Origin of the sequence: Verrucosispora sioxanthis (genome assembly GCF_010560025.1) — a bacterium.
Classification (GTDB): Bacteria; Actinomycetota; Actinomycetes; order Mycobacteriales; family Micromonosporaceae; genus Micromonospora; species Micromonospora palythoicola.
Genome location: NZ_SAIY01000008.1, coordinates 210146 through 236547, shown reverse-complemented (window position 1 = coordinate 236547; position 26402 = coordinate 210146). Strand labels below are relative to the sequence as shown.

At 71.3% G+C, this 26402-nt stretch carries 9 protein-coding genes and 3 pseudogenes; 11 read left to right on the top strand and 1 reads right to left on the bottom strand.

What is annotated here, in order from left to right:
* Positions 1 to 2 precede the first annotated feature (2 nt).
* Both ENC19_RS22555 and ENC19_RS22550 read left to right on the top strand, forming a co-directional pair.
* Positions 3 to 3815 (top strand): non-ribosomal peptide synthetase, encoded by a 3813-nt coding sequence (locus ENC19_RS22555; RefSeq protein WP_164449077.1) that lies wholly within the window; start codon positions 3 to 5, stop codon positions 3813 to 3815.
* A gap of 35 nt (positions 3816 to 3850) precedes the next feature.
* A complete protein-coding gene (locus ENC19_RS22550; protein WP_164449076.1) occupies positions 3851 to 4597 on the top strand; it encodes a thioesterase II family protein in 747 nt (248 codons plus the stop codon).
* Positions 4598 to 4669: 72 nt separating this feature from the next.
* Here the strand turns inward: ENC19_RS22550 and ENC19_RS22545 are convergent, their stop codons facing one another.
* Positions 4670 to 6190 carry an FAD-dependent monooxygenase gene (locus ENC19_RS22545; protein ID WP_328824344.1) on the bottom strand — a complete coding sequence of 507 codons (1521 nt, stop codon included), beginning with the start codon at positions 6188 to 6190 and terminating at the stop codon, positions 4670 to 4672.
* Between the two features lie 380 nt (positions 6191 to 6570).
* Between ENC19_RS22545 and ENC19_RS22540 the strand changes: the two genes are divergently transcribed.
* From ENC19_RS22540 to ENC19_RS22510, 9 genes and pseudogenes are all read left to right on the top strand, one after another.
* Positions 6571 to 6861: an acyl carrier protein gene (locus tag ENC19_RS22540; protein ID WP_164449074.1), complete on the top strand. Its 291-nt coding sequence runs from the start codon at positions 6571 to 6573 to the stop codon at positions 6859 to 6861.
* A complete protein-coding gene (locus tag ENC19_RS22535) occupies positions 6858 to 8108 on the top strand; it encodes a cytochrome P450 (RefSeq protein ID WP_164449073.1) in 1251 nt (416 codons plus the stop codon). The genes ENC19_RS22540 and ENC19_RS22535 overlap by 4 nt, the downstream gene beginning before the upstream one ends.
* Positions 8105 to 8833 carry a thioesterase II family protein gene (locus ENC19_RS22530; protein WP_164449072.1) on the top strand — a complete coding sequence of 243 codons (729 nt, stop codon included), beginning with the start codon at positions 8105 to 8107 and terminating at the stop codon, positions 8831 to 8833. Before ENC19_RS22535 ends, ENC19_RS22530 begins: the two co-directional genes overlap by 4 nt.
* Positions 8725 to 10170 (top strand): annotated as a pseudogene (locus ENC19_RS30565) (beta-ketoacyl [acyl carrier protein] synthase domain-containing protein); the annotation flags it as partial. The gene ENC19_RS22530 and the pseudogene ENC19_RS30565, both read left to right, overlap by 109 nt.
* Positions 10171 to 10217: 47 nt before the next feature.
* Positions 10218 to 10361, top strand: a pseudogene (locus tag ENC19_RS31925) (CurL C-terminal domain-containing protein); the annotation flags it as partial.
* A 153-nt stretch (positions 10362 to 10514) separates the two neighbouring features.
* Positions 10515 to 11930, top strand: coding sequence for an acyltransferase domain-containing protein (locus ENC19_RS30560; RefSeq protein WP_235945004.1), 1416 nt, complete (start codon positions 10515 to 10517; stop codon positions 11928 to 11930).
* Positions 11931 to 11973: 43 nt separating this feature from the next.
* Positions 11974 to 16638, top strand: coding sequence for a type I polyketide synthase (locus ENC19_RS31550; RefSeq protein ID WP_164449071.1), 4665 nt, complete (start codon positions 11974 to 11976; stop codon positions 16636 to 16638).
* A gap of 43 nt (positions 16639 to 16681) precedes the next feature.
* Positions 16682 to 23200 (top strand): annotated as a pseudogene (locus tag ENC19_RS22515) (type I polyketide synthase); the annotation flags it as partial.
* A gap of 28 nt (positions 23201 to 23228) precedes the next feature.
* The gene (locus tag ENC19_RS22510; protein WP_408058101.1) at positions 23229 to 26321 is read left to right on the top strand and encodes a type I polyketide synthase; all 3093 of its coding nucleotides are present in this window, start codon (positions 23229 to 23231) and stop codon (positions 26319 to 26321) included.
* The last annotated feature ends 81 nt before the right edge of the window (positions 26322 to 26402 follow it).

Below are 26402 nucleotides of genomic sequence, written 5' to 3'. Positions count from 1 at the left end.
ACATGATTCCGTTGTCCTTCGCCCAGCGCCGCTACTGGTACCTGCACCAACTGGAGGGTGGCGAGACCTGGAACATGTCGGCGGCCCTGCGGCTGACCGGGGACCTGGACCTGTCCGCGATGGACGCGGCGATCAGGGACGTGGTCGAGCGGCACGAGATCCTGCGCACCACCTACGTGGTGGACGACCAGGGCGAGCCGTACCAGCGGATCCTGCCGGTGGCCGAGGCGCTGGCCCGGGTGGAGACGCCGGTGCTGGAGGTGCTGCCGGAGGAGGTGTCCGGTGCGGTCGACAGCGCGGTCGCGCACACCTTCGACCTGGCGACCGAGGTTCCGTTCCGGACCACCCTGATCCGCTCCTCGCCCCGCGAGCACGTCCTCGTCCTGGCCATCCACCACATCGCCACCGACGGCAGCTCCAGTTTCCCGCTGGCCCGGGACCTGGCCACGGCCTACGGCGCCCGGCGGGCGGGTCGAGCCCCGGAGTTCGAGCCGCTGCCCGTGCAGTACAAGGACTTCACGCTGTGGCAGCGGGAGGTGCTCGGTGACCTGAAGGATCCGAACAGCCTCGCCGCGGCGCAGCTGGAGTACTGGCGCAAGGAACTCACCGGCGTACCCCAGCCGCTGAACCTGCCGCTGGATCATCCACGCTCGGCGGACCTGAGCACCGACGGCGACGCGGTGGCCTTCGTAGTGCGGCCCGCCGTCACCGCCGGGCTGGAACGCCTCGCCGCCGAGCGCGGCATGACCATGTCGATGATCGTGCAGGCCGCGCTGGCGGTGCTGCTGAGCAAGCTCGGCGGCGGCGAGGACGTGCCGATCGGGTCCCCGATCGCCGGGCGGACCGACGAGGCGCTGGCCGACCTGGTCGGCTGCTTCGTCAACAACCTGGTGCTGCGCGTCGACCTGTCCGGCAACCCGACCTTCCTGGACCTGCTCGCTCAGGTGCGCAACAAGGCACTCACCGCGTACGAGCACCAGGACGTGCCGTTCGACGTGCTGGTCGAGGAGATCAATCCGGACCGCTCGGCCAAGTACCGGCCGATGTTCCAGGTGATGTGCGGCTGGCAGAACTTCGCCAAGCCGGTGCTCGACTTCCCGGGGCTCACGGCCGAGTTCCAGCAGGCCCTCACCACGAAGGCCATGGTCGACCTCTTCTTCAGCATGACCCTGGACGACGTGGCGGGTGTGCTCTACGGCGACATCCAGTACGGGACCAGGCTGTTCGACCGGGACACCGTCGAGGCCATGGCCGCGCGCTTCGTCCGCGTCCTGGAGCAGGTGGTCGCCGACCCGACCCGGTGCGTCGGCGACGTCGACGTGCTCAGCGCGGCGGAGCGCGAGCGACTGCTGGTGGAGGTGAACGACACCGCCGAGCCGACGCTGGAGGGCGGGCTGCTGGCGGCGGTGAGCCGCCGGGTCCAGGAGTCACCCCAGGCACTCGCGGTGCTCACCGAGGACGACTCGCTCACCTACCAGGAGCTGGACATCCGGTCGAACCGGCTGGCGCACTGGCTGGTGGAGCGCGGCGTGCGAGCCGAGTCGCTGGTCGCCGTGTGCCTGCCCCGGACGGTGAACCTGATGGTGGCGCTCCTGGCGGTTCTCAAGGCCGGCGGCGCCTACGTACCGCTGGACCCGGAGCACCCACGCTCCCGCCTCGACCACATCCTGGCGCAGGCGAAGCCGGTGCTGGTGCTCGACGACGACACGCTCGCCGGCGCCGACTGCTCGGGCTGTCCGGACCTGCCGCCGGCGGTGGTGGCGCACCCGGCGAACACCCAGTACGTGATCTACACCTCCGGTTCCACCGGCGCGCCGAAGGGCGTGACGATCCCGCGCGGTGCGGTCGCGAACTTCCTGGCCTCCGTCCAGCGGCGGTTCCCGCTGTCGCCGGGGGAACGGATGCTGTTCAGCACGACGGTCTCCTTCGACATGGCGAACACCGAGCTGTACCTGCCGTTCGTCACCGGCGCGACGATGGTGATGGCGGCCAAGGAGACCGTCACCGATCCGGCGGCGGTGCTGGCGTACATCCGCCGCAACGAGGTCAGCGTGGTGCAGGCCACGCCGGGTTTCTGGCAGATGCTGCTCGCCCACGACCCGGACGCCGCGCGGGGGCTGCGCATCATGACCGGGGCGGAGGCGGTGCCCGCCCGCCTCGCCGAGACGCTGGCCACGCAGGCCACCGAGGTGGGCAACTGGTACGGCCCGTCGGAGACGACGACCTGGTCGACCATGGCGCCGCTGACTCCGGGAGCGCCGGTGGCGATCGGCACCCCGATCGGCAACACCCAGGTGTACCTGCTCGACTCGCGCTTCTGCCCGGTGCCGCGCGGCGTCGCCGGGGAGGTGTACCTCGCCGGCGACGGCCTTGCCCGTGGCTACCAGGGCCGACCGGACCTGACCGCCGAGCGGTTCGTGCCCAACCCGTTCGGGCCGGCCGGATCGCGCATGTACCGGACCGGAGACCTGGCGCGGTGGAACCGGGCCGGGCAGTTGGAGTACATCGCGCGCACCGATTTCCAGGTGAAGGTCCGGGGCTTCCGGATCGAGCTGGGAGAGATCGAGCACGTGCTGGCCGGGCACCCCGGCGTGGCGCAGGCCGCCGTCGTGGTGCGCGAGAACCAGCAGGGCGACAAGAGCATCGTCAGCTACGTGGTGCCGGCGCCCACCGCCGGTGTCGCGGCGGACCAGCTCCGCACCGAACTCACCACGTACCTGCGCGGACGCCTGCCGGACTACATGGTGCCGGCCACGGTGATCGCCCTCGCCAAGCTGCCGCTCACGCCGAACGGGAAGCTCGACCGTCGGGCGCTGCCCGAGGAGGACACCAGCAAGGCGACCGGTCGACAGGCACGTACCTCCCAGGAACAGCGGCTGTGCGCGATCTTCGGCGAGCTGCTCGGCCGGGAGACCGTCGGGGTCGACGAGGACTTCTTCGCCCTCGGTGGACACTCGCTGCTGGCCACCCGGCTCAGCGTGCGCATCCGCAAGGAGTTCGGCATCGAGTTCCCACTCCGTACGATCATCAAGTTCCCCACCGTGGCCGAGCTGGCGTCGCTGCTGCTGATCGGTCAGCCCGCCGGGGAGATCGCCGACCCGCTCGGCGTGGTGCTGCCGCTCAACATCGACCCCGGCACGGGCAAGCCGCCGCTGTGGTTCTTCCACGGGGGAGGCGGGCTGGGCTGGGCGTACTTCAGCTTCGTGGTGCACGTGCCGGACCGGCCGGCGTACGCCCTGCAGTCGCGCGGCTACAACGGCGTCGGTGAGCTGGTGTCGTCGGTCGAGGAGATGGTCGACGGCTACATCGAGGAGATGCTGAAGATCCAGCCGGACGGTCCCTTCCACCTGATCGGCTGGTCCTACGGTGGCACCGTGGCCCAGGCCGTCGCGGCCGGCCTCGCCCGGCGCGGGCACGAGATCGCCCTGACCGCCATCCTCGACTCGCAGCCCGGCGGGCACGGCTGGACCGAGATCCATGCCAACAAGACCGTCGAGGACTACCGGGACGAGCTGGAGGACTTCTTCGGCCAGTACATCGGCACCGACAACCAGCAGGACTCCATCGACGTCATGGCCCGGGTACTGGCCAACAACTCCCAGCTCATGATGACGTTCGAGTCGCCGGTCTACGACGGTGACGTGCTGTTCTTCAACGCGGTGCTCAAGGACGACCTGTACGCGAACCTGTGGCGGCCGTACGTCCTCGGCGCCATCGAGGAGTACGACGTGCACGCCACGCACCACGAGATGAACCTGCCCGGCCCGGTGGCCGAGATCTTCGAGGTCATCAACCGCAAGCTCGCGGCGCAGTGAACCGACAACCGGCGAAGGACAGGAGCTGATCTGAGATGACAGGGCAGGGCGCGACCGATGAGGCGCGGGAGCGCGGCACGCTGTTGTGCGTGCCGTTCGCGGGAGCGGGTGCTTCCTTCTTCCACCCGTGGCGCGAGCTGGCGGCCGGCCGGTGGCGCGTCACCTCCGTGGAGCTGCCGGGCCGGGAACGGCGATTCCTGGAGGAGCCGTACCGCAACGTGGTGGAAGCGGCCCGGACCGAGGTCGACACCATCGCCGCCGACCTCGGCGCCGGTACCCGGACCGTGCTGTTCGGACACAGCTTGGGCGCGGTGCTCGCGTACGAGCTGGTGCCCCTGCTGAGCAGCCGGGGCATCGTGGTGGAGCGGCTGATCGTCAGCGGTTCACCGGGGCCGTGGACGCAGCGGGAGAGGCGGGCGGCCGGGCTACCGGACGACGAGTTCCTCGCCCGGGTCGAGGAGTTCGCCGGCTTCCGGCACGAGGCGCTCGACCATCCGGAGATGCGGGAGCTGATCCTTCCCGCGTTGCAGGCCGACTGCGAGATGCACGAGGCCTACCTGCCGAGCTTCGACGGGCCGGTACCGGTGCCGATCTGCTCGCTGCGAGGTGACTCCGACGGCCTGGTGACCGCCGCGGAGGCTCGGCAGTGGCAGACGGCGACCACCGGCGAGTTCAGCTACGTGGAGTTTCCCGGCGACCACATGTACCTGGTGGATCAGGGCCGGGAGGTGCTCGACGTCATCGAGCAGGTGAGCACCGGCAGGAGCCCGGCACCGGTCTGAGGCGGACCGCGACCGACGAACGACAGGGCCCCGAGCGACGCTCGGGGCCCTGTACCGATGTCGGGTGCCTCGTCATCGACCAGGTCGGACCGGACCGAACCAGGTGGCGAGGGCGGCCCGTAGCGCCGCGGTGTCCAGCGGCTCGTCGGCGGAGGCCGCCCAGGCGACGTGACCGTCCGGGCGGACGAGCAGCGCGGCCGGGGCGGGCAGCTCGTCGAGGTCCGGGACGATCCAGTGGTCGTCCAGGCTGGTCGCCTCGACCAGGTCGACACGATCTGCCCAGCCGTCGGCCACCGCGGCCACCTCGGTGCTGCCCTGCAGATCGACGAGCACCGGTCGGGCGGCGTGCAGCAACTCGTACATCCGGATGGCGCCACCGGCTGACTTGAGGTCGACGTCGGGAACCCGACGGCCGGCCAGCGGGTGATCGCCGTCGACCGGGTAGCGGAGGTTGAGCGCGGTCAGCTTGCCGCACAGCTGCCGGTTGACGTCGTCGAACTGCAGCAGTTCGCCGAAGACGTCGCGCAGCGCGTCCGTGTGCGGGCCGGGGCGGGCCAGCGCCGACTGCGCCCGGGTGTTGTGCAGCACGCGCTCGCCGACCGGGTGGCGCTCGTGGTGATAGGTGTCCAGCAGGCTCTCCGGGGCCTGGCCGTTGACCACCGCGGCGAGCTTCCACCCGAGGTTGACCGCGTCCTGCACGCCCAGGTTCAGCCCCTGTCCGCCGGCCGGGAAATGGATGTGTGCGGCGTCGCCCGCCAGCAGCACCCGACCGGCCCGGTACCGGTCGGCCTGTCGCGCGGCGTCGCTGAACCGGGAGACCCACCGCGGGCTGCGCATTCCGAAGTCGGTTCCGGCGAGCCTGACCAGCGACTCGCGGAGCCGCTCGAACGTCACCGGCTCGTCGCGGTCGACGACGCGGTCGTACTCGGAGGCGATGACCCGGTACCAGCCCGGCTCGAAGGCGATCACCGAGTAGTCGCCGGTGGGGCAGCGCCGCACCCAGATGTAGTCCTCGGTCAGCTCCGGGAGCTCGACGTCGCCGATCAGCGCCGTCATCGTCGCCGACGTGCCCACGAAGTCGATGCCCGACAGTTTGCGTACGGCGCTGCGTCCGCCGTCGCAGCCCACCAGATAGCGGGCGAGCAGCGTACGCGTCGGTCCCGGCGCGGTGCCCAGCTCGACGGTCACCCCGGCACCGTCCTGGCTGATCCCGGTCACCTCGGACGACCGTTGGATACGCACACCCAGCGCGACGGCCCATTCCTCGAGCAGCCGTTCGATGTCGGTCTGCAGAATCATCAACGGATAGGGGTGCCGCGATTCCGCCTCGTCGAACTCCAGATAAAGACCGGAGAAATGGCCTACGGGTTGCGGAACGCCGATGTCCGTGAAGCGATCCAGGATCCCACGCTGGTCCAGCACCTCCAGGGTGCGCGAGTGCATTCCGCCGGCCCGCGACTCGCCCGTCGGCTGCGCGAGCCGCTCCACCACCAGCACATCGACACCCGCCAGGCGGAGTTCGCAGGCCAGCATCAGACCGGTGGGTCCGGCACCGGCGATCACCACGTCCGCATCCACGCCGCTGTCTTCCACGTCGTTCCCCTCACGTCCCTGCGCCATGTGTCGTCGAATTACCGTCACGGTCACCCGCCGACAGCCGTGAGGCAACCGGCGGCGGCAGCGACGCGGCCCGCGGTCGGTCCACCTTGTACTGTCCCGCCAGCGGGACGGCTACGCGTTGGTCACCTCGACCGCACCCCCGGTGAACCCCTGTATTCGCCTTTACCGGTGTTCCCGTACGAAGAATCGCGCCACACTCGAACCGGCCATCAAGGAATTGCCTCGTCGTATGAGGTGACGTCCGGAGTGGCACTTTCCGCACACCGCATGGTGGTGTCGGCGGTGCCGGCCCGAATCGGGCCGAAAAGGATCGGAAAGGCAATCCCGACCGGCGGACCAAAGGGAGCTGAAGAATGGAATCGTCACCACGGACGGACCACCAGAATGGTGGCGGCGGCGCAGCCGTGGCGCGACCCGTCCCGCAGGCGCAGGCCATCGCGGACCTGTGGTCGGAGTATCTCGGCGCCGAGGCCAAGGAGAACGACGACTTCTTCGCGCTCGGTGGCACCTCGCTGGCCGGTATCAAGATCATTGACCGGATGGCCGACGACTACGGCGTACGGCTGTCCGTTCGGGCCTTCTACCTGGCGCAGACACCGGCCCGGGTCGCCGAGCTGATCGCACAGGGCAGGGCCGGGACGTGAGGCTCACCCCGGGTCCCGCCCGCGACATCGACCTGGACACCGTCGATCTGTTCGACCTGGACCTCTACTCGCACGGCGACCCGCATCCCGTCTGGGACGTGATGCGGGCCAAGGCGCCGCTGCACCACCAGGTCCTGCCCGACGGTCGGGAGTTCTGGTCGGTGACCCGTTACGAAGACGTCTGCCGGGTGCTCGGCGACCACCGTGAGTTCACCTCCGAGCGAGGTACGGTCCCCACCCACCTGGGCACGGACGACCCGGCCGCGGGCAAGCTGCTCACCTCGACCGACCCGCCGCGCCACACCCGGGTACGCCGCGCCATCGGCGCCAAGCTCACCGCGCGGGCGGTGGCGCCCTGGGCCGAGAGCATCCGTACCACCGTCGTGGACTTCCTCGAGCCGGCGCTCGACGGGGAGGTCTTCGACCTGGCCGACCGGGCGCTGCTGTTGCCGGCGTTGGTCACCGGCCCCCTGCTCGGCATCCCCGAGCGGGACTGGCAGGAGCTGGTGGAGCTGACCGCGATGGTGACGGCCCCCGCCGACCCGCACTTCCAGCACGGCAGCGAGGCGGCGACCCTGGCGATCGCCCACCACGAGCTCATCACCTACGTCACCGAGTGGGTACGGCGGCGGCGGGCGGGCGGGGGCGACGACGGGAGTCTGCTCGACCACCTGATGAACCTCAGCGTGGAGGGCGCGCCGCTGACCGACGAGGAGATCGCCCTCGACGGGTACAGCATCCTGCTCGGCGCCAACGTGACCACACCGCACACCGTGTCCGGCACGGTCGAGGCGCTCATCGAGCGGCCGGAGCAGTTCGCCCGGGCACAGGCCGACCCGTCGCTGATCCCGAACCTGGTGGAGGAGGGACTGCGCTGGACGTCCGCGGCGTGCAACTTCATGCGGTACGCGGTGGACGACGTCCAGATCGGCGGCGGCACCATCCCGGCGCGCGCTGCGGTCGTCGCCTGGATCGGTTCGGCCAACCGCGACGAGTTGCAGTTCCCCGATCCGCACGTGTTCGACATCAACCGCGTTGGCGCGAAGCGTCAGGTGGCGTTCGGCTTCGGCCCGCACTTCTGCATCGGCGCGCCGCTGGCCCGGATGACGCTGCGCATCTTCTTCGAGGAGTTGCTCGACCGGTTCGGTGCCATCGAACTCGCCGGTGAGCCGCAGCACCTGCGGTCGTACTTCATCGCGGGGATGACCCACCTGCCCATCGTTGCCCAGAAACGGCCGACATCATGACCGTCAGCACCGTCTCGCCGTGGTTCATCCGGCAACCGTCCACCGCGCATCCGTCCCGGATCTTCTGCCTGCCCTTCTCCGGGGCCGGGGCCTCGGCCTTCAACGGTTGGCCCGCCGCACTCGGCGACGCCGAGATCTGCCCGGTGCAGTTCCCCGGGCGGGAGAACCGGCTGGCCCATCCGCACTACGGCACCTACGAGAACCTCGCCGACGGCCTGGTCGAGGCGCTGTCACCGACGCTCGACCGCCCGTTCGCGCTGTTCGGCCACTGTGCCGGCGCCCTGCCGGCCTTCGAGGCCGTGGTTCGGCTGGCCGCACGTGGCCTGCCCGGCCCGGAGTGCCTCTTCGTGTCGGGTCAGCCGGCCCCGCACGACGCGTCGCGCGACCGGATGCTCGCGATGAGCGAGCCGGAGCTGCGCCAGGAGGTGGAGACGTTCCTGCGTGGGCGGGGCATCGATCCCCGGCCGGACATGATCGACATGGGTCTGTCGGTGCTGCTCGACGACCACGCCGCCGCCGCGCGGTACCGGCGGTCGGAGCCGGTCAGGCTGGCCTGCCCGATCGTCGTCGTCCACTGGCGGGACGACCCCGAGGTGAGCCTCGACGAGCTGGCCGGATGGCGCCACTACTCCGACTCGGTGCAGTTCCGGGTCGTCGCCGGCGGCCACTACGACTTCATGGACGCGCCCGACGAACTTCGAGATCTGTTGACCACCTGGCGGTGACGGCGGCACGGCGGGACGAGAGTCGTCCGCCACCCGGAGCGGAAGGAAATCGCATGGTTAGGGCAGGAGCGGACATCGCGGTGATCGGGATGTCGTGCCGCTTTCCCGGCGTGCCCGGCTTGACGGAGTTCTGGCGTCTGCTGGTCAACGGCGAGTCGACCGTCGCGACGTTCCCGGAACACCGGCTGACCGGTTCGACGGTCTCGTCCCACCCGGACGCCGCGACCCTGACGACCGGGTCGTTCCTCGACGCCATCGACGGATTCGACGCGGCGTTCTTCGGCACCGGCGGCGCGGAGGCCGCGGCCATGGACCCCACCCAGCGGCTGGGGCTGGAGCTGGCCTGGGAGGCGGTCGAGGACGCCCGCATTCCGGCGACCGCGCTCGCCGGTCGCGAGGTCGACGTCGTGGTGAGCACTGCGCCCTCCGGGTACGACCTGCTCCGTAAGCTGTCCGGCAGCGACCGCGACGACCACTACGCCGCGCTCGGGTCGAGTGGTGCGTTGATCGCCAACCGGATCTCCAGCCTCCTCGACGTCCGGGGCATGAGCTTCTGCGCGGACTCCGGCCAGTCCTCCTCCCTGGTGGCGCTGGCGTTGGCCTGCGACCGGATCCGCAGCGGCGCGGTCGAGTTGGCCATCGCCGGCGGCGTACACCTGATCACCGACCCTGAGGCGGGTATCAGCCTGGCCAATCTGGGCGCGTTGTCGCCCGACGGCCGCTGCTTCACCTTCGACGACCGGGCCAACGGTTTCGTCCGCGGCGAAGGCGGGGCGATCGTCGTGCTCAAGCGGTTGGATCTCGCCGTCGCCGACGGCGACCACATCTACGCGGTGGTCCGGGGCTGGGGCGTCGCCAGCGGCGGGGCCTCCAGCCGGATGCCGGACCCCAGCCCCGGCGGGCAGGCCGCGGCCACCCTCACCGCGCTGGAGCGTGCCGCCGTCGACTTCGGCGACGTCGACTACGTCGAGGCGCACGGTACCGGCACCCGGCTCGGTGACCCGGCGGAACTGGCCGGCCTGCGCGAGGTCTTCCGGCGGACCGGCCGCACCCGCCCGCTGGCCGTCGGGTCGGTGAAGACCAACGTGGGTCACCTGGAACCGGCCGCGGGGATCGTCGGCTTCGTCAAGACGGCGCTCTGCGTGGACCGGGGGCAACTGGTCCCGAGCCTGAACTTCCGGTCGCCGAACCCCGCCGTCGCCGACTTCGCGCGGGACTTCGAGGTCGCCCGCGTCGCCCAGCCCTGGCCGGGGCAGCCCGGCCGGCCGCGCCGGGCCGGGGTGTCGGCGTTCGGCATGGGTGGCACCACCGCACACGTGATCCTCGAACAGGCACCCGAGCAACCGCCCACGCCCACCGCCGCGCAGACCGCCGGGGTGCTGCCGTGGTGCTCTCGGCCCGGTCGCCGGAGGCGCTCCGGGCGCAGGCGGGCCGGCTGCGGGAGTTCGTCGCCGCGGACCCGTCGCTGTCGGCGGCCGACGTGGCGTACTCGCTCGTGGCGACGCGGACCATGTTCGCGCACCGGGCGGTGGTGCTCGGTGACGGACGCGAGGCCGCGCTGGCCGGTCTCGACCTGGTGGCCGGCGGACAGAGCGCCGCCCAGGCCGTCCGCGGGGTGGTCGACGGCCCGGTCGGCCCGACCGTCTTCGTCTTCCCCGGCCAGGGATCCCAGTGGCAGGGCATGGGACGGCAGCTGTACGCGGAGTCCGAGGTCTTCGCCCGCGCCATCGACGAGTGCGCCCGGGCCTTCCAGCCGTGGCTCGACTGGTCCCTGGTGGACGTGGTGACCGGCGCCGAATCGGCGGCCTCGCTGGACCGGATCGACGTCATCCAGCCGGCGCTGTTCGCGATGATGGTCTCGCTGGCGCGGGTGTGGCGTTCGCTCGGGGTGGTGCCCGACGCGGTGGTGGGGCATTCGCAGGGTGAGATAGCCGCGGCGTACGACTGCGGGGCGATCTCGCTCGATGACGCCGCACGGATCGTCAGCGTGCGCAGCCAGGCCATGGCCGAGCTGACCGGCTGCGGTGGGATGACCGCGGTGGCGGCGTCGCCGGAGTGGGTCCGGGACCGGCTGGCGCGGTGGTCCGGACGGCTGTCGGTCGCCGCGGTCAACGGGCCCAGCTCCGTCGTGATCTCCGGCGAGGTGCCGGCCCTCGACGAGTTCGCCGAGCTGGCCGGCGCCGAGGGCGTCCGGGTACGCCGGGTCAAGGTCGACCTGGCCGGCCACTCCCACTACCTCGAACCCCTCCGGGACCGGTTGCTCGACGCCGTCGCGGACGTCACGTCCCGGGAGTCGGCGGTCAGGTTCTACTCGACCGTCACCGGCGGACCGTTCGACACCCGGGGCCTGGACAGCGCCCACTGGTACGCCAACCTGCGCTCGATGGTCCGGTTCGGCGAGGTCGTCGAGCAGCTGATGGCGGTGCCCGGGACCGTGTTCGTGGAGGTCAGCCCGCATCCGGTGCTCCAGCTGGCGATGGCCGAGACCGCTGACGCGCTGGCCGCCTCTCCGGTGCTGGTCAACACCCTGCACCGGGACGACGCTGGCCTGCTCAAGGTGTACGGCTCGCTGGCCGAGCTGCACGTGCGGGGCCTGCCCGTCGACTGGAGCGCGGCCTGCGGCGTCCACCCCGCCCGTCGGATCAGCCTGCCGACCTATCCGTTCCAGCGGCAGCGGTACTGGCTGACCGCCGACGACGCCGCCACGTCGCCCGGTGCTCCGGCACCGGCCGACGGCGTGCGCCCGGACAGCGAGTCATCCGCCCTGGGCCTGGTGTGCGCCGAGGCGGCGGCGATGCTGAGCACGACGAAACCGGGGCTGACGCCGGCCGTCCTCACGGCGCGGTCGGCACAGACCTTCCGGGACCTCGGCTTCGACTCCGCCATGGTGGTCGGACTCCGCAACCGGCTGGCCGCGGTCACCGGGCTGCGGCTCTCCGCCACCGTCGCCTTCACCTACCCCACGCCGCAGGCGCTGGCGGCACACGTCTTCGCTCTGGTCGAACCGCCGAAGCCGGACCCGCCGGCCGAGCCGGCGGAGCTCGACGACCGCGCCGACGACGAGCTGTACGCGCTCATCGACCGCGGATACCTGTAGTCACGTCCGTTCTCGTCCGTCCGTAAACGTTAGGGAGGGCCCGGTGGAGGATCTCGACAAGCTCCGGTCCTACTTGCGACGTGCCGTCAGCGACGCGCAGCAGCTGCGCGACCGGGTACGTCACCTGGAGGAGTCCGCTCGCGAGCCGATCGCGGTGGTGGGCGTGGGGTGTCGCTTCCCGGGCGGCGTCGCGTCTCCCGAGGACCTGTGGGACATCGTCTCCGACGGCGTGGACGCCCTGGGCGACCTGCCGTTGGATCGGGGGTGGAACCTGGCGTCGTTGTCCGGCCCGGAACCCGACGCGGCCGGAACGACGTACCCGCGGGCCGGCGGCTTCCTGGCCGACCTCGCCGGGTTCGACGCGCCGTTCTTCGGGATCAGCCCGCGCGAGGCGCTGGCCATGGACCCGCAGCAACGGTTGATGCTGGAGATCTCCTGGGAGGCGCTGGAACGGGCGGGCATCGATCCGACCGGCCTGCGCGACACCGACACCGGTGTCTTCACCGGCCTCTACGCCGTCGACTACGGCCCCCGCATGGGCAGCGGCGCCGCCGGCGAGGTCCAGGGGTACACGCTCACCGGGACGTACCCCAGCGTGGCGTCGGGCCGGGTGGCCTACGTGCTGGGCCTGGCGGGTCCGGCGGTGTCGACCGACACCGCCTGCTCGTCGTCGCTGACCGCCATCCACCAGGCGGTGCGTTCCCTGCGCTCCGGGGAGTGCGCGCTCGCGCTGGCCGGCGGGGTGTCCACGATGCCGACGCCCGGCGTGCTCGTCGAGTTGGGCCGGCAGCGGGGTTTGTCGGTCGATGGGCGGTGTAAGGCGTTTGCGGATGCGGCGGATGGTACGGGTTTTTCGGAGGGTGCTGGGGTTTTGGTTTTGGAGCGGTTGTCGGATGCGCGGCGTCATGGTCGTCGGGTGTGGGCGGTGATTCGTGGTTCGGCGGTTAATCAGGATGGTGCGTCGAATGGTTTGACGGCGCCGAATGGGTTGGCGCAGCAGCGGGTGATTCGTGCGGCGTTGGTGGATGCGGGTTTGCGTGCTGGTGATGTGGATGTGGTGGAGGCGCATGGGACTGGTACGCGGTTGGGGGATCCGATTGAGGCGCAGGCGTTGTTGGCGACGTATGGGCAGGGTCGGGATTCTGGTGTGCCGGTGTGGTTGGGGTCGTTGAAGTCGAATATTGGTCATACGCAGGCTGCGGCGGGTGTGGCTGGTGTGATCAAGATGGTGATGGCGTTGCGGTGTGGGGTGTTGCCGCGGACGTTGCATGTGGATCGGCCGTCGTCGCATGTGGATTGGTCGGCGGGTGCGGTGGAGTTGTTGACGCAGGCGCGGCCGTGGGTTGGTGGTGCGGGTCGGGTGCGGCGGGCGGGTGTGTCGGCCTTCGGCATCAGTGGGACGAATGCGCATGTGATTGTGGAGGAGGCGCCGGCGCTGGAGGAGTCGGTGGCTGGTGGTGGGGTGCCGGTTGTCGGTGGTGTGGTGCCGTGGGTGGTGTCGGGGCGTTCGGAGTCGGCGTTGCGGGCGCAGGCAGTCCGGTTGCGGGATTTTGTGGTGGGTGCGCCGGGTGTGGATGTGGCGGATGTGGCGCATTCGTTGTTGTCGACGCGGTCGTTGTTCGAGCATCGGGCGGTGGTCCTCGGCCACACCCGCGACGAACTGCTGGCCGGCCTCACCGCGACGGCCGACGGAACCGACGGCCCGTCCGTACCGGCGACGCCGGGTGGCCGGACGGTGTTCGTCTTCCCCGGCCAGGGTTCGCAGTGGGTGGGCATGGGCCGCGAGTTGTGCGCGTCGTCGCCGGCCTTCGCGCGCCGCATGCAGGAGTGCGCCGACGCACTGTCGCCCCATGTGACCTGGTCGCTGCTGGACGTCCTCGACGACGCCGAGGCACTGGACCGGGTGGACGTCATCCAGCCCGTGCTGTGGGCCGTCATGGTGTCGCTGGCCGAGGCGTGGCGCTCCTACGGCGTCGAACCGGCCGCCGTGATCGGCCACTCGCAGGGCGAGATCGCCGCCGCCTGTGTCGCCGGCGCCCTGACCCTGCCGGACGCGGCCAAGGTGGTCGCACTGCGGTCGAGGGCGATTCTGGCGCTGTCGGGTCGCGGCGGAATGGTGTCGGTCGGGCTGCCGGTCGACGCGGTGCGGGCCCGCCTGACCGAAGGGCTGTCGGTGGCGGCGGTCAACGGGCCGTCGTCGGTCGTGGTCTCCGGTGAGGTGGCCGCGCTCGACGCGCTCCTGGCCCGGTGCGACGCGGAGGGGGTGCGGGCCCGTCGGATCCCGGTAGACTACGCCTCGCACTCCGCCCAGGTGGACGATGTGCGCGACGAGTTGGCCCGGGTGCTGGCGGGAATCACCCCGCGACCGTCCGAGGTGCCGTTCTTCTCCACGGTCACCGCCGACTGGCTGGACACCACCCGGCTCGACGCCGAGTACTGGTACACCAACCTGCGGCACACCGTCCGCTTCGAAGAAGCCACCCGGTCCCTCGCCGACCAAGGCTTCACCTTCTTCATCGAGGCGTCCGCCCACCCGGTGCTGACCGTCGGCATTACCCAGACGCTGGACAGCACGGACGTCACCGGCACGGTGGTGGGCACGTTGCGCCGCGACGAGGGCGGCCTCGAGCGCCTGCTCCGGTCGGCGGCCGAGGCGTTCGTGGCGGGCCTGCCGGTGTCCTGGGACGCCGCGCTGCCCGGCCGGGACGGTCGGTGGACGCCGTTGCCGACCTACCCGTTCCAACGACAGCGCTACTGGTTGAACACCCCGCACGACGGTGCCGTCGAACCCGGACCGGACCAGCGGACCGACCGGCTGTACCAGGTGGACTGGCTGCCCCGCGCCGTCGACACTGTCGAGCCGGTCGGGCGGCACGTGGTCCTGGAGCCGTCCGAGACCGCCCTCGCCGGCCTCGACGACCCACCTCCGGTCGTCATCGTCTCGGTCGCGGGTGCGCCCGAGGCGGGCCCGGACACACCGGCGACCGTCGAGGACCACCTGCACCGGCTGCTCCGCTGGTTGCCGCGCTGGCTCGGCGACGACCGGTTCGCCGACTCCCGACTGGCCATCGTGACGCGCGACGCGATCCAGGACGAGCAGGTCCTCGCCCCGGATCTCGTCGCGACCGCGATCTGGGGATTCGTGCGTAGCGCGCAGACCGAGAACCCGGACCGGATCACGCTCGTCGACGTTGACGACCAACCCGCTTCGTGGGAGCTGGTCCCGGCGGCCGTGGCGACCGGAGAGACCCAGATCAAGATCCGGGCCGGCGTGCCGAGCACCCCGCGACTGGCCCACGCCGACGCCCACCGCGCCGCGCCGCACCACCCAGGCCAGCCGCCGTCGTCCCCGGGCGACGCCACGCTCGGAGCCGGAACGGTGTTGATCACCGGCGGCACCAGTGGACTGGGCGCCATGCTGGCCCGCCACCTCGTACGGCGGCACGGCGTCCGTCGACTCCTGCTGACCAGTCGCCGCGGGCCGACGGCTCCGGCCGCGGCAGGTCTACGCCAGGCGCTGACCGAGGCGGGTGCCGAGGTCGAGGTGGTGGCCTGTGACATCACCGACCGGGCCTCGGTGGCCGAGCTGATCGCGGCGGTGCCGGCCGACCACCCGCTGACAGCGGTGATCCACTGTGCGGGGGTCCTGGACGACGGGGTCGTGGTGACCCTGACCGAGGACCAGATCGACACGGTGCTGGCGCCGAAGGTGCGCGGCGCGTGGCACCTGCACGAGCTGACCAGCCATTTGAACCTCTCCGCGTTCGTCCTGTTCTCGTCGATCGCGAGCGTGCTGGGCACCGCCGGGCAGGCGAACTACGCGGCGGCCAACGCCTTCCTCAACGGCCTGGCGGAGGTTCGCCGGGCGGCAGGGCTGCCCGCCAGCTCCCTGTGCTGGGGCTTCTGGGCCGAGCGCAGTGAGATGGTCGCCGAACTCGGCGACGCGGACCTGGTTCGGCTGCGTCGGCAGGGTGTGCTGCCGTTGTCCTCCCACCAGGGCCTCGCGCTCTTCGACGCGGCACTCGACCACGACCGGGCCGTGCTGGTGCCCGCCCGCCTGGCGCAGCCGTCGCCGCACACACCCGACGCCGAACGGCTGGCCTCGCCGCTGCTGCGGGGTCTGCTCGCGGCGTCGGTCGAGGGCACCGACCCGACCGCCGATGCCGCCGCGGAGCCGGCACTCGTGCAGCGACTCCGCACGCTGCCCCCGGACGAGGCGGAGACGGTGCTGCTGGACGCCGTCCGTACCCATACGGCGATGGTGCTCGGGCACTCCGACATCAAGACGGCCGGTGCCACCACGGCCTTCAAGGAACTGGGCATCGACTCGCTGACCGCGTTGGAACTGCGGAACAAGCTGTCGGCGATCGTCGGCGGCAAGCTGCCCGCCACGATGGTCTTCGACCATCCGAACCCGCGCGCGCTCACCAAGTTCCTGCTCACCCGGATCGCTCCGGACGCCGGTACCGACACCGGCTCTGTCGTCGATCGGCTGACCAGGGAGATCGAGGCGCTGGGCAACCAGCTCGACGACGTGTACCTCGGTCTCGGGCCCGAGGAGCAGGCGAGCATCGCCGCGCTGCTGGGTGAGTTGCGCGGCCGGGTGACGGCGAAGGCGAGCGTTGGCGCACCGGTCGGCATCGTCGATCGGATCAGTTCGGCCTCGGCGGGAGAGCTGCTCTCGCTGCTGGACCACGAGCTCGGCTAGGGGAAGAGCGATGACCAACGACAACAATGCCGATGTCCTGGAATACCTCCGTCGGACGTCCATCGAGCTGATGGAGACGCGCCAGCGGTTGCGTGAGTTGACCGAGGCCGCCAGCGAGCCGATCGCGGTGGTCGGCCTGGCCTGCCGGTTCCCGGGCGGCGCGGTGTCTCCGGAGGCGTTGTGGGACCTTGTCGAGTCGGGCGCGGACGTCATGTCCGACTTCCCCACCGACCGGAACTGGGACCTCGACGAGCTGTACGACCCGACCGCCGGCCGACCCGGCACCTGCTACACCCGTACCGGCGGCTTCCTGAGCGACGCCGGAGACTTCGACGCCGAGTTCTTCGGCATCAACCCCCGGGAGGCGCTGGCCGCCGACCCGCAGCAGCGGCTCCTGCTCGAGGTGTCGTGGGAGTCGCTGGAACGTGCCGGCATCGACCCGCACTCGTTGCGTGGCAGCCGCACCGGCGTGTTCGCGGGCCTGGCCTACTTCGGATACGGAAACCACTTCGTCACCCCCGAGGTCATCTCGGGGTACGCGCAGACCGGATCGCTGGCGAGCGTGGCGTCGGGCCGGGTGTCGTACGTGCTGGGCCTGGAGGGCCCGGCGGTGTCGACCGACACGGCCTGCTCCTCGTCGCTGGTCACGGTGCACCAGGCGGTGCGTTCGCTGCGCCAGGGCGAGTGCGACCTCGCCCTGGCCGGCGGCGTGACGGTCACCGCGACGCCGCAGGTGTTCCGGGAATTCGCCCGGCAGCGGGGTTTGTCGGTCGATGGGCGGTGTAAGGCGTTTGCGGATGCGGCGGATGGTACGGGTTTTTCGGAGGGTGCTGGGGTTTTGGTTTTGGAGCGGTTGTCGGATGCGCGGCGTCATGGTCGTCGGGTGTGGGCGGTGATTCGTGGTTCGGCGGTTAATCAGGATGGTGCGTCGAATGGTTTGACGGCGCCGAATGGGTTGGCGCAGCAGCGGGTGATTCGTGCGGCGTTGGTGGATGCGGGTTTGCGTGCTGGTGATGTGGATGTGGTGGAGGCGCATGGGACTGGTACGCGGTTGGGGGATCCGATTGAGGCGCAGGCGTTGTTGGCGACGTATGGGCAGGGTCGGGATTCTGGTGTGCCGGTGTGGTTGGGGTCGTTGAAGTCGAATATTGGTCATACGCAGGCTGCGGCGGGTGTGGCTGGTGTGATCAAGATGGTGATGGCGTTGCGGTGTGGGGTGTTGCCGCGGACGTTGCATGTGGATCGGCCGTCGTCGCATGTGGATTGGTCGGCGGGTGCGGTGGAGTTGTTGACGCAGGCGCGGCCGTGGGTTGGTGGTGCGGGTCGGGTGCGGCGGGCGGGTGTGTCGGCCTTCGGCGCCAGTGGGACGAATGCGCATGTGATTGTGGAGGAGGCGCCGGCGCTGGAGGAGTCGGTGGCTGGTGGTGGGGTGCCGGTTGTCGGTGGTGTGGTGCCGTGGGTGGTGTCGGGGCGTTCGGAGTCGGCGTTGCGGGCGCAGGCAGTCCGGTTGCGGGATTTTGTGGTGGGTGCGCCGGGTGTGGATGTGGCGGATGTGGCGCATTCGTTGTTGTCGACGCGGTCGTTGTTCGAGCATCGGGCGGTGGTCCTCGGCCACACCCGCGACGAACTGATCGGCGCCCTGGACTCGTTGGCGGACGGTGCGGAGACCGCAGAAGTCGTGCGTGGCGTCGCCACCGAACTCGGCGGCACGGCCTTCATGTTCCCCGGCCAGGGAGCGCGCTGGAGCGCAGTGGCGCGGCAGTGGTACGACGCCTTCCCCGACTTCGCGCGGAGCCTGGACGAGATCTGCGCACGCTTCGACGCGCTCCTCCCGTTCGCCCTCAAGCCCATCCTGCTCGCCGAGCAGCCCGCGGACCACAACCGGACGGACATCGCCCAGCCGGCCCTGTTCGCCCTGCAGGTCAGCCTGTACCGGCTCATCACCCGCTACGGTCCGCGACCGAACTACCTGATCGGTCACTCCGTCGGCGAGATCGCCGCCGCGCACGTCTCCGGGGTGCTCAACCTCGACGACGCCACCAGACTGGTGGCCGCGCGGGGGCGGATCATGCAGACGGTCCGCGAACGCGGCGCCATGCTGGCGGTACGCGCCGACGAGGACACCGTGGGCGAACTGCTCGACCGGTACGACCGCGTCGCCATCGCCGCGGTGAACGGCCCGGACTCGGTGGTGGCCTCGGGCACCCGTGACGACGTGCACGACCTGCGGGACCGGCTCCTCGCCCGCGGCGTGTCGGTGAAGCTGCTCGACGTCGACCATGCGTTCCACTCCCCGCTGATGGACCCGGTCCTGGACGAGTTCGCCGACGCGATCGGCGAGCTGGCGCCGGGCACGATGACGGTGACGATCGTGTCGACCCGGCTCGGCCGGGAAGCGACCCTGGCCGAGCTGACCTCCGTCGAACACTGGGTGAACCACGTGCGCGAACCGGTCCGCTTCTACGCCGCCGTGGAGCAGGCCCGCACCGCCGGCGTCGACGTGTTCTTCGAGGTGGGGCCGGGCTCGACGCTCGCGAGCATCACCAAGGACGCCTTCGCCACCGCGAACGTGGACGACGCGCTGGTGGTGTCGTCGGCGCGGCGCGGTCGCGAGGCCGCGGCGGGACTGGCCGACGCGTTGGCGCGGCTGCATGTCCGGGGCGGCGTCGTGGGTTGGGCCGACCTGCTCGGTACCCGTCAGTGGGTCGACCTGCCGACGTACGCGTTCCAGCGTCGACGCTACTGGCTGGACTTCCGGGCCGGGACGACGGCCGACGTGGCGACCGCCGGCCTGGCGGCGCCGGACCATCCGCTGCTCGGTGCCGCCGTCGACCATCCCGACACCGGCGAGGTGATGTTCAGCGACCGGTGGTCGGTGCGGACTCACCAGTGGCTGGTCGGCCACACGGTGTACGGCCAGGTGGTCGTGCCGGCGACCGCGTACCTGGACCTGGCGCTGTGGGTCGGCGACCAGGTCGGCTGCGCCGCGGTCGAGGACCTCTCCCTGGAGGTCCCGTTGATCCTTCCGGACGCCGGTGACGTGCGGGTGCGGCTGGTCGCCGGTGCACCGGACGAGACCGGACGTCGTTGCCTGACCGTCTACTCGTGCTCCGGCGACGACCAGCCGGCAGCGGCGTGGACCCGCCACGCCGTCGGCCGGCTGGCTCCGGTGACCGCGCCGCCGCCCGCCCGGACCGTCACGCAGTGGCCACCGGCCGGCGCCCGACGGCTGGAGTTGCGGGATCTGTACGACTCCCTGGCGGACGCGGGATTCGACTACGGTCCGGCGTTCCGCGGGTTGGCCGAGGTGTGGCAGGACGGTGACGACCTGTTCGCCGCCGCCACGCTGCCCGAGGCCGCGACGACCTCGTCCGGTGGCGGGTTCGCGCTGCACCCGGCGCTGCTGGACACGGTGCTGCACGCCCTGGTGGCCGGCGGTGCCATCGAGGTACGGGGCGAGCAGGGCTGGATGCCGTTCGCCTGGTCCGGCGTATGGCTCGCCGGTGACTGCGGACCGTCGGTCCGGGTCCGGCTGTCCCCGGTCGGGGAAGGCGCCTTCTCGGTGACCGTCGCCGACGAGCGCGGTCGTGCGGTCGCGCACGTCGACGCGTTGACGTTCCGGCGGGTCAGTGCGGAGCAGGTGCGCTCGGCCGCCGGCAGTCCGGAGCAGTCGCTGTTCGAGCTGCGATGGCGGCAGGTCGAGGCGCCCGAACGGGCACCCCACCGCGGGCAGTGGGCGGTGCTGGGTGCCGAGGACGGCCTGGCGGGCCGCCTCGGTGGCGCGGACGAGGGCGGCGACGTCACTCGTTACGAGTCCGTCGACGCGGCGATCGAGGCCGGTCCGCCGCGACACCTTGTGATCGGGGTGGACGACCTGCTCGTCGGCGGCGACCCGATGGCCGAGGTGAGCCACGCGACCACCGGCGTCCTCACGCTGGTCCAGCGATTCCTGACCGAGGAGCGGCTGGCCGCCACGACGCTCGTGGTGATCACCCGGTCGGCCGTGGACACCGGCGACGGGGTCGACAGCCTGCCCGGCGCGTCGGTGTGGGGCCTGATCCGGTCCGCCCAGACGGAGCATCCCGGACGGTTCCGGATCGTGGACGTCGAGGACGAACCGGCCGCACGCGCCTGCTTCCCGGCCGTGCTCGCCGCGGGCGACGAACAACTGGCGGTGCGTGGCGGCGCGTACCTCGTTCCCCGGATGGTGCCGGTCACGCCCGCGGAGCACCAGCTCGCACCGCCACCGGACGACGCCCACCGGCTCGGTATGTCCAGCGCCGGAACGCTGGAGAACCTGACCTGGATCCCGGGCCCGCGGGCGCAGGCCCCCCTGACCAGTGGGCAGGTACGGGTCGCGGTGCAGGCCGCCGGCCTCAACTTCCGGGACGTCACGATAGCCCTCGGGCTGGTGGAGCGAACCGCCTTCGACGCCGGGCTCGGCAGTGAGGGTGCCGGCGTCGTGCTCGAGGTGGCCGACGACGTGACCGGTCTCGCGCCGGGCGACCGGGTGCTGGGCATCTTCCCCGGCGCGTTCGCGCCGGTGGCCGTGGCGGACCACCGCCTGGTCACCGCCATCCCCGACGGGTGGAGCTTCGCCGAGGCGGCGTCGATGCCGAGCGCCTTCCTGACCGCCTACCACGCCCTGTTCCAGGTGACCACGCTCGCGGCCGGACAGCGCATCCTGATCCACGCCGGTGCCGGCGGCGTGGGTATGGCCGCCGTCCAGTTGGCCAAGCACGTCGGGGCCGAGGTCTACGCCACCGCCAGCCCCGGCAAGTGGCCCGCGCTGCGGGCCTTGGGAATCGACGACGAACACCTGGCCTCGTCACGCGACCTGGAGTTCGCCACGAAGTTCTCGGCCACCACGGACGGTCGCGGGCTCGATGTCGTGCTGAACTCCCTCGCCCACGACTTCGTGGACGCCTCCCTGCGGCTGCTGCCCCGGGGCGGCACCTTCATCGAGATGGGCAAGACGGACATCCGGGACCCGCAACGGGTGGCGGCCGAGCATCCGGGCGTCGACTACACGGCCTTCGACCTCTACGAGGCGGGTCCGGACGCGCTCCGGGACATGTTCGAGAAGGTCATGGAGCTGTTCGCCGACGGACGGGTCCGGCTGAACCCGGTCTCGGTGCGCGACGTCCGGGACGCGCGTCGGACGTTCCGGGAGATGAGCCAGGGCCGCCACGTCGGCAAGCTGGTCCTCGACGTGGGCGGCGGCCTGGGCGGCGGCACCGTGCTGGTCACCGGTGGGACCGGGGGAGTGGGCTCGCTCGTGGCCCGGCATCTCGTCGCCGAGCACGGCGTACGTAGTCTGCTGCTGGCGAGCCGTAGCGGCCCGGCGACGCCCGGGGTGCGTGAGCTGGTCGCGGACCTGGAAGGCACCGGCGCGTCGGTCCGGGTCGTGGCCTGCGATGTCGCCGACCGGCAGGCCGTGGCGGAGCTGCTGGCCGCCGTGCCCGGCCGGTACCCGCTGACGGCGATCGTGCACGCGGCGGGTGTGCTGGCGGACGGCACCATCGAGTCGCTCAACCGGGAGAGCCTCGACCGGGTGCTCCGGGCCAAGGTCGGCGGTGCGGTGAACCTGCACGAGCTGACCAGGGATCGCCCCCTGTCGGCGTTCATCCAGTTCTCCGCGCTCGCCGGCACGCTGGGTACCGCGGGACAGGCCAACTACGCCGCGGCGAACGCGTTCCTGGACGGGCTGGCGTCACGACGCCGAGCCGGCGGCCTCGTCGCCACCTCGCTGTGCTGGGGGTGGTGGGAGCAGAGCAGCGGCATGACCGAGAACCTGGACCAGGCCGACCTGTCCCGGCTGCGGCGGATGGGTGTCGGTCCGTTGCCCACGTCCCAGGCGTTGGCCCTCTTCGACGCGGCGTGCGCGCTGGACACGCCGGTGCTGATCCCGGCGCGACTGGACTCCGCGGCGCTGCGCGGCAGGCCCGCCGACGAACTGCCGCCGGTGCTGCGCGAGCTCGCCGACAGCGGTCGACCGGTACGCTCCGGCTCCCGCCGGGCCTCCGACGGTGGCTCCCGTGGGTTGCGCGACCGGCTGGCGACGCTGCACGGCGACGAGGCGCAGGCGGCCGTACGGGAGTGGGTCTGCGAACAGGTCGCGGTCGTGCTCGGCTATCCGGCCGGTGCGGTGGTCGACGCCGAGCAGCCGTTCACCGTTCTCGGGTTCGACTCGCTGACCTCGGTGGAGCTGTGCAACCGCCTGGCGTCCGCGACCGGGCTGCGCCTGCCCTCCACGCTCGTCTTCAGCTATCCGACGCCGGACGAGTTGGGGCGGCACCTCAACGACCTGCTGCGTCCGGAGCCGCTGCCCGACCCGGCCGAGGACGAGGTCGAGGTCGGCGACGAGGCGATCCGTGAGGCGCTGCGCACGGTCTCCATCGACCGGCTGCGTGGCCTGGGCATTCTCGAACAGATTCTGGCCTGCGCCCAACCGGTGCAACCGGACAGTCCGGTTCCGGCGGCCGGTGCCGAGCCGGACGAACTGGCGGAGCTGGACCTGGAGGCGCTGCTGGACCTGGCTCTCGACGGGAGGAACAACTGACATGAGCGACGCCAATGACGGTCCGGCCGTGAGCGCGGGCGGAGACCGGGTGCAACAGGCCCTGCGCGCCCTGCTGGCCGAGCGTGACCGGCTCCGCCAGGAGAACGACGCCCTGAAGGCCGGCCGCGGTGAGCCGATCGCCGTGGTGGCGATGGCCTGTCGCTACCCGGGCGGTGTCTCGTCACCGGAGGAACTGTGGGAGGTGATCCGCGCCGGCCGGGACGTCGTGTCGGATTTCCCCGCCGATCGTGGCTGGCGCGACATCTACCACCCCGACCCCGACACCACGGGAAGCTCGTACGTGCGGCAGGGCGGGTTCCTCACCGACATGGCCGGGTTCGACGCCGACTTCTTCGGCATCTCCCCGCGCGAGGCCCTGGCCGTCGATCCGCAGCAACGGCTGCTGCTGGAAACCTCGTGGGAGGCGTTCGAGCGGGCGGGCATCGTGCCCGCCGAGGTACGTGGTGCCGAGGTCGGCGTGTTCACCGGGGTGAGCTCGTCGGAGTACGGGACACGACTCCTGGACGGCCCCAGCGAACTGGAGGGTTATCTGCTGCAGGGCAGCACCCTGAGCGTCGCCTCCGGCCGGGTGGCGTACGAGCTGGGGCTGACCGGGCCGGCGGTGTCGATCGACACGGCGTGTTCCTCGTCGCTGGTGGCCCTGCACCTGGCCGCGCAGTCGCTGCGGGCGGGGGAGTGCTCGCTCGCGCTGGCTGGCGGGGCGTTGGTGATGTCGACGCCCTCCATCTTCGTGGAGTTCTCCCGACAGCGCGGGCTGGCGCCCGACGGCCGGTGCAAGTCCTTCGCGGACGGCGCCGACGGGACGGGTTGGGCCGAGGGGGTGGGCGTGCTGCTCCTCGAACGCCTGTCCGACGCCCACCGCAACGGCCATCCGGTGCTGGCCGTGCTGCGCGGATCCGCGGTGAACCAGGACGGCGCCAGCAACGGGTTGACCGCCCCCAACGGTCGGGCCCAGGAGGAGGTCATCCGGCGGGCGTTGGTCAACGCCGGCGTGTCGGCGTCCGAGGTGGACCTGGTCGAGGCGCACGGCACCGGGACGGTGCTGGGCGACCCGATCGAGGCCGGGGCCCTGCTCGCGACCTACGGCCGGGACCGGGCGGCGGGCCGTCCGGTCTGGCTCGGCTCCCTGAAGTCCAACATCGGCCACGCCCAGGCCGCGGCCGGCGTCGCCGGGGTCATCAAGGCCGTGCTGGCGATGCGGCACCGGTATCTGCCGAAGACGCTGCACGTGGGCGCCCCCTCCGGGCACGTGGACTGGTCCTCCGGTGCCGTCCAGCTCCTGGTCGAGGGACGCGAGTGGGAACCGGCGGACGGTCCGCGGCGGGCCGCGGTGTCGTCGTTCGGGGTCAGCGGCACCAACGCCCACGTCATCCTGGAGGAGCCGGCGGCGGCCGAGGCGGACGACCACCGCCCGCGTTCCGCCGTGCCCGGTGGGCTGGTGCCGTGGGTGGTGTCGGGTAAGAGCGCCGCCGCCGTGGCGCAGCAGGCCGCCAGGTTGCACGACTTCGTCGCCGGTGATCCCGCCGTCGAAGTCGCCGACGTCGCCTCCTCGTTGATCTCGCACCGCACCCGGTTCCCGCACCGTGCGGTCGTGCTCGGCCGCGATCGGGACGAACTGCTCCAGGGCCTGACTGCGGTGCGCGACGGTGCTGACTCTCCCTCGGTGGTGCGCGGGGTCGCCGGCAACCTCGGCGGGGCCGTCTTCCTGTTCCCCGGGCAGGGCTCGCAGTGGGTCGGCATGGGCCGGCAGTTGTACGACTCCTTCCCGGCCTTCGCCACCAGGTTCGACGAGTGCGCCGCGGCGCTGGCCGAGTGGGTCGACTGGTCCCTGCTGGATGTCATGCGGGGTGTGCCCGGGGCGCCGACGCTGGACCGGGTCGACGTGGTGCAACCGGTGCTCTTCTCGGTGATGGTGTCCATGGCCGCCTTGTGGCAGTCATGGGGGGTCGTGCCGGCCGCGGTCATCGGGCACAGCCAGGGCGAGATCGCCGCGGCCCATGTCTGCGGCGCCCTGTCCCTGCGGGACGCCACCCGGATCGTGGCACTGCGTAGCCAGGCACTTGTGGACCTGATCGGACACGGTGGCATGGGTTCGGTGGTGGCCGGCGTCGACGTCGTGGCGCAGCGCCTGGCCCCGTGGCAGGGTCGGGTGAGCATCGGCGTCGTCAACGGACCTCGCTCGGTGGTGGTGTCCGGCGAGCCGGAGGCGCTCGACGAGTTCATCGACGCGATGAAGGCCGACGACATCCAGGCGCGCAGAATCTCCGTCGACTACGCGTCGCATTCCCACCAGGTGGCCCGGGTACGCGACAAGGTGATCGGTGCGCTGGACGGCGTGGCACCGGTCACCGCCCCGGTGCCCCTCTATTCGACGCTGCACGGCACGCGTCTGGACACCGCCGAACTCGACCGGGATTACTGGTACGACAATCTGCGTGAAAGGGTGCTGTTCGATTCCGCCGTGCGACGCTCGACCGAGGACGGATTCCGCCTTTTCATCGAGATGAGTCCGCATCCGGTGCTGACCGTTCCGGTGCAGGAGATCGTCGAGGACCTCGACGACGCGCTGGTGCTGTCGTCGACCCGCCGGGATCGGGGGGAGGTGGCGGCCTTGCTCGGCTCGCTCGCCCACCTGCATGCCCGGGGCGGACCGGTGGACTGGAGCGCCCTGATCGGGGCGGGCCGCCGGGTGGATCTGCCGACCTACGCCTTCCAGCGGCAACGCTACTGGGTGGACTCCGTACGCCGCGAGGCCGCACCGGAGCTGCGGTCGACGGTGCCGCCGCCGGTCGACGAGCCGCAGGCGCCCCTGTCCGACCAGATCTCCGCCCTGCCGGCGGAGGACGCGACGGCACTCGTCCTCGCGCACGTCCTCGACAAGGTCGCCGTCGTGCTGGGCCGCAGCTGCGGCACGAGCATCAACCCGGACCAGCAGTTCAAGGAGATCGGGTTCGACTCACTGCTCTCCATGGAGCTGAGTAAGCGTCTGACCACCTCCACGGGTGTCAAACTCCGGGCGAACCTGGTGCTGCGCCATCCGTCACCACGAATGGTCGCCGGGCACATCGTGTCCACCCTTGCGGCCGGCGACCCGCAGTAAGGCAAAAAAAGGGGCTTTCCGGGCTCCGCCGCCGATGCATTGTCCCGCCAGCGGGACGAGGCGGGTAAGGGCGGCGAGCAT

Bases quoted from the DNA above. Each gene is read 5' to 3' on its own strand.
- ENC19_RS22555 (WP_164449077.1), top strand. From the start codon at position 3: ATGATTCCGTTGTCCTTCGCCCAGCGCCGCTACTGGTACCTGCACCAA.
- ENC19_RS22550 (WP_164449076.1), top strand. From the start codon at position 3,851: ATGACAGGGCAGGGCGCGACCGATGAGGCGCGGGAGCGCGGCACGCTG.
- ENC19_RS22540 (WP_164449074.1), top strand. From the start codon at position 6,571: ATGGAATCGTCACCACGGACGGACCACCAGAATGGTGGCGGCGGCGCA.
- ENC19_RS22530 (WP_164449072.1), top strand. From the start codon at position 8,105: ATGACCGTCAGCACCGTCTCGCCGTGGTTCATCCGGCAACCGTCCACC.
- ENC19_RS30560 (WP_235945004.1), top strand. From the start codon at position 10,515: ATGGGACGGCAGCTGTACGCGGAGTCCGAGGTCTTCGCCCGCGCCATC.